The sequence below is a fragment of the Janthinobacterium sp. BJB401 genome, from assembly GCF_013372745.1.
Lineage (GTDB): Bacteria > Pseudomonadota > Gammaproteobacteria > Burkholderiales > Burkholderiaceae_D > Janthinobacterium > Janthinobacterium rivuli.
Window position 1 is genome coordinate 1 of the sequence record NZ_JABXFH010000090.1, and the last position, 8,952, is coordinate 8,952.

Here is an 8,952-nt window from a genome sequence, read left to right on the forward strand (position 1 = left end):
GCCTGCCTGTGGACTTCGGTGCTGTCGTTCCCGCGGTTTTACTATTCACCGCCTGCGCATTCCTGGCCGCGCGCGCCAATTGCCGGTGAGCGGCGATCGCGCCGGCCTCGGCATCGGACTGGAACGGTACGGCGGCAGCGGCCGCCACTTCGCCATCAGGCTGGCAAGCGGGCGCCAGCGGCGTAAAATCCTGCGCCCGCACCTCCGCCTCCCATGCGGCCCGCTGCGCCAGCACAGCAACGGGCACGGCAGGCGCGGCGCGCGCTTGCGCCAGGGTCAGCACGGCGCCCAGGCCGCTGGCGGCCGCCACGCGCGCGCCCATCTGGGGCAAGGCGCCATCGGCGGCGCGGCAAAAGCGCTGCAAAATGGTTTTGATGATCGACGTGTGATCGACCACCTCGTGGCTGACGCTGCCCGGCGCGATCAGCGGCGACACGAGCAGCATGGGCACGCGCACGCCGTAGCGGCGAAACGCAGGATCGTCGTCGATGGCGGCGCCAGGCGGCACATGGTCGAAAAAGCCGCCGTGCTCGTCATAGCTGAGAATGAGCAAGGTGCGTGCCCAGGCCGGTCCGCGCGACAGGGCCTGGTAGACCTGCGCCACCAGCGCCTGGCCGGCGCGGATATCGGCCGGCGGGTGGTCGTCATTGTCAAAGAAATGCGGATCGATCCAGCTGACGGAGGGCAAGGTGCCCGCCAGCGCATCGCCGATGAAGCCATAGCGGCGGGCGCTGGAGCCGAACGGTTCGTACATTTCCGACGAGCGGTAATGGTCGTCCGTCAGGGCCAGGCTCCAGGGTTTCCAGGCGGAATAGAATTTCCAGCTGACCTGGGCACGCTCGAGGTGGCGCACGAAAGACTTGTTCGCATACAGGGGCACGCGCTTGCTGTCGTGGCTGCCGGCCGCCTTGCCGCTGATGGCATACAGGCGGTTGGGCCAGGTGGCGCCCGGCACGGAACTGTAGCAGCGGTCGCAAACGCAGAACTCCCGCGCCAGGAAATCGTACATGGGCAAGTCTGCCCCATTGTAGTAGCCCATCACCAGGTCGATGTCGGGGTCGCCCGGATGCGTTTGCGCATAGTCGTCGACAAAGCCGCCATTATTGTTTTGCAATTGCTGCGCCACCGACATGCCCGTATGCGACGGGTCTTGCTGCGGGCCAAAGGCCGTGCGCCGCAAATGGTGCACGGGGTAGCTGACGCCCGCATGCACATTGGCATGGCTGGCGTGCAAGCCATCGATATCGGCGCGCCCGCCTTCCAGGCTCAGGTAGCCGAGCATGTGGTCAAACGAGCGGTTTTCCATCATCAGCACGACGATGTGGTCGATGCGCGCCAGGTTTCCAGGCACACCCACATCAAGCACACCCTCACCAGCAGCTGCGGCAGCAATCATCGGACCTCCCCGGCCGCGCACACGGTCGCAGCGACCCTGGTTCGACCAGGCCTGGCCAGTATGGTTCAGCTATGGCGGCCCGGCCTTGATGCACAACAACTCAATACGGCACGCGGTAGCGATAGCCCTTGAAACTGAAGATGGCCGCCTTCGGCTGCAATTTTTCCAGCACCAGTCCCGGCGCCAGCTCCTCGCCTTCGTGGCGCAGTACCTTGTCGATCAGCAGCAGGCGGTCGGCTGGATTCTTCGAATAGATATAGCCGCCGATGGCGACCGCAGGGATTTGCCGCTGTATCGGCTCGGGCAAGTCGCGCATGCCGGGCACGGTCTCTTCGGCAGCAGGCGCAGGCACGGCAGACGCAGGAGCGGGGACAGACGGCGCGGCCTGGCCGGGCGACTCCTGCTTTGGTTCCGCCACAGGCCTGGCATGGTGCACAGGCGCGGCGGTGGCCGCTGGCGGCACGGGCGTGACTTGCGCAACGGGAACCGGCGCAGGCGCGGGGGTCGCCGGTGGCGCAGCGGCTGGCATCGGCGCGGGCACAGCCTGGGCCAGCACAGCGGGTGCAGCCGTTGGTACCGTAGCCGTCGCCTGCCAAGGCTGCCACAGCAGCAATGCGGCCACCACGGCTACCGTCACGCCACCCAGCGCCAGCCAGACAGGCGCGCGCCGCGCCGCGCCGGATGCGGCGGCATCGTGCAGCTGCACTTGCGGTGCGTGGATCGACGGCAACTCGCCCAACTGGCGCTCGGCTTGCGATTTTTTCAGTGCTTCTAGTATGTAGGACATCTTATTTCCCCGCCACCATCGCCGTCGCAGCGGACGCCGCCACGGCAGGAGCTGCGCTGCTCAGGCGCGGCTCCGAATTGTCACCCAGCTGCATCAGGCGTATATACGTTTTCGGACCCGCCAGGCCATCGGCCCGCAGGTTCTGGCTTTGCTGGAAAGCCCGCAGCTGGCCCTGCATCTCGGCGTCGAGCGGCAGATTGGCGGCCGGCACAGGCAAGCCCCGCTGTTGCGCCAGGCGCTGCGCCAGCCAGTCCACGTCCGCGCCGCGGGCGCCCAGCGGCACCTCGTCGCGCCAGCTGCGCGGGGCGCGCCAAAAGGTCGTGAAAGCGCCATCGCTGCGCTGCGCCAGCTGGGACAGCGGCAGGCTTTGCTGCTTACCGTCGAGCATCAAGGTGGCCGTCTCGTCCTGCAAGCGCGTCAGCAGCGCCAGCTGTTCCCTGCCCTCCCCGTCGCGCAAGGCCAGCAGGGCGGGACGGTCCAGCACGCGCAGCTCGGCGATGCCGCCACGGCTGTGCAGGCAGCGCAGGCCGGCGCGGGCACCCGCCTGGCAAGCGTCGCCGGCCGGCAACTGCTCGCCCCACAGGCTGGCCAGCTGGCGCAGCACGGCGTTGCGGTCCTGCACGCTGGCCGGCGCGGGCGCGGATGCGGCGGCAGCCGCCACGGCGGACGCGGCCGGCACAGACGCGACCACGGCAGGTACAGCGGACGGGGACGGGCGCGGCATGAAATGCCAGGCCAGCGCGGCCGTGACCACGGCGCCAGCCAGCACGCCACCGGCCACGTGGGGCCAGCGCAGGCCCCGTCCGGCAGCCGGCTTGCCCTCTTCCGCAAACACTTCCTCGGCGGCACGGCGCAGGATCTGGCGCGTCACCTGCGGCTGGTTTTCCACGTAAGCGCCCAGCAGCGCGCGGTCGCACAGCAGGTTGATGCGGCGCGGCACGCCGTAGCTCATGGCGTGAATTTGCGCCATCAAGCGGGGCGCGAACGGCGTCTGCGCCGTGCTGCCCGCCACGGCCAGGCGGTGACGGATATAGCTGGCCGTCTCGTCCGCCGTCAGCGAACCGAGGTGATAGCGGGCGATCACGCGCTGCGCCAGCTGCTCCAGTTCCGGCCGCGCCAGCATGGCGCGCAATTCCGGCTGGCCGATGAGGATGATCTGCAGCAGCTTGCGCTCGCTCGTCTCCAGATTCGTCAGCAAGCGCAATTGCTCGAGCACGGCGGCGGACAGGTTTTGCGCTTCATCGATGATCAGCACATTGTTCTTGCCCTGCGCATGGCTGGCCAGCAAGTGCGCATTGATGGCGTCGACATAGCCTTTCACGCTGGACACGCCGGGCGCCACGGCGATGCGGAATTCCTCGCAGATCGACAGCAGCAATTCCTCGACGGACAGTTTCGGATTGAAGATATACGCGAGCTGGCAGTTTTCCGGAATCTGCTCCATGAAGCAGCGGCACACAGTGGTCTTGCCGGCGCCGATTTCTCCCGTCAGCAGCACGAAGCCGCCGCCGCTGCCCACGCCATACAGCAGGTGCGCCAGCGCTTCGCGGTGGCGCTCGCTCATGAACAGGTAGCGCGGGTCGGGGGCGATCGAAAACGGCGATTGCTTGAGCTGGAAATAATGCGTGTACATGGAGACCCTGCGGATGAAACGATCAAAATGCGCGGCGGCAAGCCGAACCCCTCATCGGGTGCGGGCGGGCGGCAACGGCTTGTATTTGGCGCAATACACTTTCGCCTTGCTGCGGAAGTAGACGATTTTACTGCCAGGCACGGAACCACGGACAGGAAAGGCGGAATTGTCGAGTTTATTGAAACGCAGGCCCGACACGCCGCGGATGGCCGGTTCCAGCTTTTCCGGCGTCGAGTCCGCCACCACGCCCATGAAGACGAGGGGACTGGTGTCGTCGCTGACGATTACGTCGGTAATCGGCGCGCCCCACAAGGTGGCGTCCGTGCGGAACCAGTAGGCGCCCCCTTCATGCTTGTAGGCGGGGCCGAAAGCCGTCAGCAAATAGGCATAGAAGGCCTTGTTGTCGATCTGGTCGATGCACAGCACGGCATTGCCCACCACTTGCCCGAACGTGGACGGCGGCGGCTTTTGCTGCGCCAGTACGCCGGACACGGGGACACCGAAGGCCAGCAGGGCGAACGCCGCCAGCAGGGCCGGCGCACGCCACGGGCGCGTCAATGAACGGCGCAGGCGCATGATCAGCGCTTGCGCTCTTCTTTCTTGACCTTCTTGGCTTCCTTCTTTTCCTTCATGGTCTTGGCCGGTTCCTTCTTGGCTTCTTTCTTGCTGTCCTGTGCCTTGCTCATTATCTACTCCATACCTGGGCGAAAATGCCTGGGCCATTATGACACTCCCCCATGAAAATGCCAGCCGAAAAGCAAAACGGCCGCACAGGGCGGCCGTTCCAGTCGTACGTCAGTGCCAGATCAATGCAGGCACAGGCGGCGGCGCGTCTTTTCGATCAGCTCCGCATCGTAGGGATGCAGGTTCTCGATAAAGAACAATTCCGTTTCCGCCTCGTCTTCCAGGCACATTTCGATCATGACCGGGCCATCGCTTTCGCGGCCCAGGAAATCCTTCGGCCAGCGGTTCTTGCGGTGCGTGCGCATCATTTCCATGCCCAGCTTGGCCAGCGGCGCCGACACACCGGCGGCCAGCGCCTCTTGCTGCCAGTCGTCCCAGTACTCGCTCTTTGCTGCCTTGTCGTTCATCATGCTCTTCCAACTCAGGTGTAAAAGGCGGACTTTACTCTTCATGGCGCCCCTTGCCAAGCAATACTACCGCGCGCGGCGCAGACCAGTGCGAAAAAATTGGCATTAAACAAGGCCAATTTCAATACCATTCACGTCATACAAAAATTCCTTTACTAACAATGACTTGCAAGCCACCCCTCGGGCAGGCCGCGTCAAGCGCCACACTATTTTACAATACCACTTAAATACCTCTTGACTAGCCATCGGGGCAACAATATAGTGCCTTCAGCTTTTCGCCGCCCGACAAATAAAAGAACCGAGACAGGCGCATTCAACCAAACGCGGGACTGCACAACATGATCGAATACATAATCGGCGTCGACGGCGGGGGCAGCGGAACCCGCGTACGCCTGGCGCGCCTCGATGGCGAGGAACTGGCGCAGGGACAAAGCGGCCCATCCGGCCTGGGACTGGGCATCGAACGGGCCTGGACCTCCGTGGCGCACGCCGTCACCCTGGCCTTCCGCGCCGCCGGCCTGGAACAGCCATCGTTGCAGCGCATGGCCATCGGCCTGGGCCTGGCCGGCGTGCACAACAAGCAGTGGGCCGCCAGCTTCGTCGAACACAATCCCGGCTATGCCTTTGTGGCGCTCGAATCGGATGCCCTGACCACCCTGCTGGGCGCGCACGCGGGCCAGCCGGGCGCCATCGTGGCCATCGGCACGGGCAGCGTGGGCGAAGTGCTGCACGCGGACGGCAGCCGCCATGAAGTGGGCGGCTGGGGCTTCCCTTCCGGCGACGAGGCGGGCGGCGCCTGGATCGGCATGCGCGCCATCAACCACGCGCAGCAAGTGGTCGACGGGCGCGTGCCCGGCAGCGCCTTCGCCACGGCCATTATCGACGCCTGCGGCGGCCAGCGCGACGCCATGCAAGTGTGGCTGGCGGCCGCCAGCCAGACCAATTTCGCGCAACTGGCGCGCCTGGTGCTCGAACACGCGGCCAGCAATGCCGTGGCGCGCACCATCCTGGTCGACGCGGGCCAGCAGATCGCGCTGATCGCCAGGGCGCTCGACCCGGCCGGCGCCTTGCCCGTGGCCCTGTGCGGCGGCCTGGCCGCGCCCTTGTCGGCCTACCTGCCGGCGGAACTGTTGCAACTGGTCGTGCCGGCACAGGGCGACTCGGCCGCAGGCGGTCTGCGCCTGATACGCAAGTACTTGCAGGAGCAATGACCATGCTGGCCAAACTGTCCACCTTCAAACCCAATCCGGCCAGCGACACGCCGCTCTACATGCAGCTGGCGAACATGCTATCGGACGGCATCGCCAGCGGCGACTGGCGCGCCAACCAGGCCTTGCCTTCCGAGCGCGTGCTGTCGGACATCCTGGAAATCTCGCGCGTCACGGCGCGCAAGGCCATCGACATGCTGTGTGACCGGGGCATGCTGACGCGCAAGCGCGGCTCGGGCACCTACATCACGCCCAAGCTGGAACAGCCGCTGTCGCGCCTGACGAGCTTTTCGGAAGAATTGCGCCAGCGGGGCTTTACGGCCGGCTCGCGCTGGCTGCAGCGCGATATCGGCTCGGCCGCGCCGCTGGAACTGCTGTCGCTGGGCCTGTCGCCGCACATGCCGGTGGCGCGCTTGCGCCGCCTGCGCACGGCCGATGAAGTGGTGATGGCGATCGAAACGACCACCATCCCCGCGCTGTACATGCCGGACCCGCAGCAGGTGACCGATTCGCTGTACGGCTACCTGGAGTCGCGCGGCACCATCCCGATGCGCGCGCTGCAGCATATTCGCGCCGTCAACGCCACGGCGGAACAGGCCAAGCTGGCCAATATCAAGACGGGTGAAGCCATGCTGCACATCACCCGTGTCAGTTATCTCGACAACGGCGCAGCGGTGGAACTGACCCACTCGTATTGCCGCAGTGATTATTATGAATTCGTAGCGGAGTCGCGCAGATGAGCAGCACTATCAAAGGCAATATCCTTACCCCCGGCGGCTGGATCCACGGCGCCATCGCCTTCGGCGAGCGCGTCGACAGCATCACCGGCGATTCACTCCACCCGTCGACCAACAGCGACGACTATATTTTGCCCGGCTTTATCGACCTGCACGTGCATGGCGGCGCCGGCAAGGACATCATGGAAGGCGGCGAAGCCGTCTACACCATCGCGGCCATCCATGCGCGCCACGGCACCACCAGCCTCTTGGCCACCACCATGACGGCGCCGCCGGAAGACATCGACATGGCATTGAGCGCCATCGGCGCCGCCGCCAAGGACCGCCGCCCGAACACGGCGCGCGTGCTGGGCGCCCACCTGGAAGGCCCGTACATCAATTCCGGCAAGCTCGGGGCGCAGCCGAACTACGCACGCGCCGCCACGCTGGCTGAAATCGAACGTCTGCAAACCTTGGCCAAGCTGCGCGTCATCACCGTGGCGCCGGAAATCGCCGGCCACCTGGACCTGGTGCGCGCGCTGGCCGACGCCGGCGTGCGCGTGCAGATCGGCCATACGCTCGGTTCCTATGAAGACGGCGTGGCCGCGCTGGAACACGGCGCCATGGGTTTCACGCATCTGTTCAACGCCATGAGCGGCCTGCACCACCGCGAGCCGGGCATGGTCGGCGCCGCCCTGGCGCACGCCGAATACGCCGAACTGATTCCCGACCTGCTGCACGTGCATCCGGGCGCCATCAAGGTGGCCCTGCGCGCCATCCCGCGCCTGTACTGCGTCACCGATTCGACGGCCGCCACCGGCATGCCGGACGGCGAATACATGCTGGGCCGCCACGCCGTGCAGAAATGCATGGGCGGCGTGCGCCTGCCCGACGGCACGCTGGCGGGCAGCACCCTGACCCTGGACCAGGCGCTGCGCAACCTGGTGGGACTGGGACTGGACCTGGCCGACGCGTCCAAGCGCGTGTCGACCAACGCCGCCGATTACCTGGGCCTGGAAGAACGCGGCCGGCTGGCCCCCGGTACTTACGCCGATCTGGTGGTACTCGATCGCGATCTCAAACTCAAAGCTGTGTATATAGAAGGAGAAATCTGTGACCTCAATGATGCTTAAAGAAGCCATTTCCGCCGCCGAATGCGTCGCCCTGCAACTGGCCAGCGACACGGAACGCTACGCGGAACTGGGCCGCAAATTGAGGAGCACCTCGTTCTCGACCGCGCTGACCATCGCGCGCGGCAGCTCGGACCACGCCTGCAACTACGTCGCCTACCTGATCATGGCGCGCCTGGGCCGTGTCGTCGCGTCCCTGCCGATGTCGCTGGTGACCCTGAACAAGTCGCCGCTGGTGACGCGCGACACGCTGGCCATCTCGATTTCGCAATCGGGCCAGAGTCCCGACGTGGTCGAGCCGATCCGCTACTTCCGCGACGGCGGCGCCACCACCGTGGCCCTCGTCAACGATATCGAGTCGCCGCTGGCGCACGCCGCCGAATGGGCCATGCCCCTGCGCGCCGGCAAGGAACAAAGCGTCGCCGCCACCAAGAGTTTTATTACCAGCCTGGTCGCCGGCGCGCGCATGGTGGCCCAGTGGCAGAACGACCCCGAGCTGCAGGCCGGCCTGGAAGCGCTGCCTGAAGCGCTGCTCGAAGCGACACGCGTCGACTGGTCGCCCGCCATCGACGTGCTGGCCCCGGCCCGCAACATCATGGTCGTGGGACGCGGCATCAGCTTCCCCGTGGCGCTGGAGTCGGCCCTGAAATTCAAGGAAACCTCGGCCCTGCAGGCGGAAGCCTTCAGCGGCGCCGAAATCAAGCACGGCCCGATGGCCCTGATCGAAGACGGCTACCCGCTGCTGATTTTCGCCACGCGCGGCCCGACGCAGGCCGGCCTGCTGCAACTGGCCACGGAGATGCGCGGGCGCGGCGCCAAGGTCTTGCTGGCGGCGCCAAGCGATGTGGCCGAGCGCGACCTGACCCTGCCCGTGGCGGCCACGCCGGACCTCGACCCGATCGTCGCCATCCAGTCCTTCTACGTGATGGCGGCCAAGCTGTCGGCCGCGCGCGGCATGGACCCGGATGCGCCGCGTCACTTGAGCAAGGTA

At 66.1% G+C, this 8,952-nt stretch carries 9 protein-coding genes; 4 read left to right on the top strand and 5 right to left on the bottom strand.

What is annotated here, in order from left to right; genetic code table 11:
* From HWE17_RS27970 to HWE17_RS27990, 5 genes are all read right to left on the bottom strand, one after another.
* A partial coding sequence (locus HWE17_RS27970; RefSeq protein WP_176391048.1) for an alkaline phosphatase family protein occupies window positions 1–1,396 on the bottom strand: 1,396 nt, incomplete at its 3' end.
* 100 nt (window positions 1,397–1,496) lie between these two features.
* A complete protein-coding gene (locus HWE17_RS27975) occupies window positions 1,497–2,183 on the bottom strand; it encodes a general secretion pathway protein GspB (RefSeq protein ID WP_176391049.1) in 687 nt (228 codons plus the stop codon).
* Between the two features lies 1 nt (window position 2,184).
* Window positions 2,185–3,816: an AAA family ATPase gene (locus HWE17_RS27980; RefSeq protein WP_176391050.1), complete on the bottom strand. Its 1,632-nt coding sequence runs from the start codon at window positions 3,814–3,816 to the stop codon at window positions 2,185–2,187.
* Window positions 3,817–3,867: 51 nt separating this feature from the next.
* Window positions 3,868–4,392 carry a hypothetical protein gene (locus HWE17_RS27985; protein WP_176391051.1) on the bottom strand — a complete coding sequence of 175 codons (525 nt, stop codon included), beginning with the start codon at window positions 4,390–4,392 and terminating at the stop codon, window positions 3,868–3,870.
* A gap of 230 nt (window positions 4,393–4,622) precedes the next feature.
* On the bottom strand, window positions 4,623–4,910 hold the full coding sequence (locus HWE17_RS27990) for a hypothetical protein (protein WP_035825453.1): 288 nt from the start codon (window positions 4,908–4,910) through the stop codon (window positions 4,623–4,625).
* 335 nt (window positions 4,911–5,245) lie between these two features.
* Here HWE17_RS27990 and HWE17_RS27995 point away from each other — a divergent pair, with 335 nt between their 5' ends.
* The 4 genes from HWE17_RS27995 to HWE17_RS28010 form a co-directional block, all read left to right on the top strand.
* Window positions 5,246–6,118 (top strand): BadF/BadG/BcrA/BcrD ATPase family protein, encoded by an 873-nt coding sequence (locus HWE17_RS27995; RefSeq protein ID WP_176391052.1) that lies wholly within the window; start codon window positions 5,246–5,248, stop codon window positions 6,116–6,118.
* A 2-nt stretch (window positions 6,119–6,120) separates the two neighbouring features.
* On the top strand, window positions 6,121–6,855 hold the full coding sequence (locus HWE17_RS28000) for a GntR family transcriptional regulator (protein WP_046685618.1): 735 nt from the start codon (window positions 6,121–6,123) through the stop codon (window positions 6,853–6,855).
* On the top strand, window positions 6,852–7,964 hold the full coding sequence (gene nagA / locus HWE17_RS28005; protein ID WP_176391053.1) for an N-acetylglucosamine-6-phosphate deacetylase: 1,113 nt from the start codon (window positions 6,852–6,854) through the stop codon (window positions 7,962–7,964). Before HWE17_RS28000 ends, nagA begins: the two co-directional genes overlap by 4 nt.
* A partial coding sequence (locus HWE17_RS28010) for an SIS domain-containing protein (RefSeq protein ID WP_176391054.1) occupies window positions 7,954–8,952 on the top strand: 999 nt, incomplete at its 3' end. The genes nagA and HWE17_RS28010, both read left to right, overlap by 11 nt.

Bases quoted from the DNA above. Each gene is read 5' to 3' on its own strand.
- HWE17_RS27995 (WP_176391052.1), top strand. From the start codon at position 5,246: ATGATCGAATACATAATCGGCGTCGACGGCGGGGGCAGCGGAACCCGC.
- HWE17_RS27990 (WP_035825453.1), bottom strand. From the start codon at position 4,910: ATGATGAACGACAAGGCAGCAAAGAGCGAGTACTGGGACGACTGGCAG.
- nagA (WP_176391053.1), top strand. From the start codon at position 6,852: ATGAGCAGCACTATCAAAGGCAATATCCTTACCCCCGGCGGCTGGATC.
- HWE17_RS27980 (WP_176391050.1), bottom strand. From the start codon at position 3,816: ATGTACACGCATTATTTCCAGCTCAAGCAATCGCCGTTTTCGATCGCC.
- HWE17_RS28000 (WP_046685618.1), top strand. From the start codon at position 6,121: ATGCTGGCCAAACTGTCCACCTTCAAACCCAATCCGGCCAGCGACACG.
- HWE17_RS27985 (WP_176391051.1), bottom strand. From the start codon at position 4,392: ATGCGCCTGCGCCGTTCATTGACGCGCCCGTGGCGTGCGCCGGCCCTG.
- HWE17_RS27975 (WP_176391049.1), bottom strand. From the start codon at position 2,183: ATGTCCTACATACTAGAAGCACTGAAAAAATCGCAAGCCGAGCGCCAG.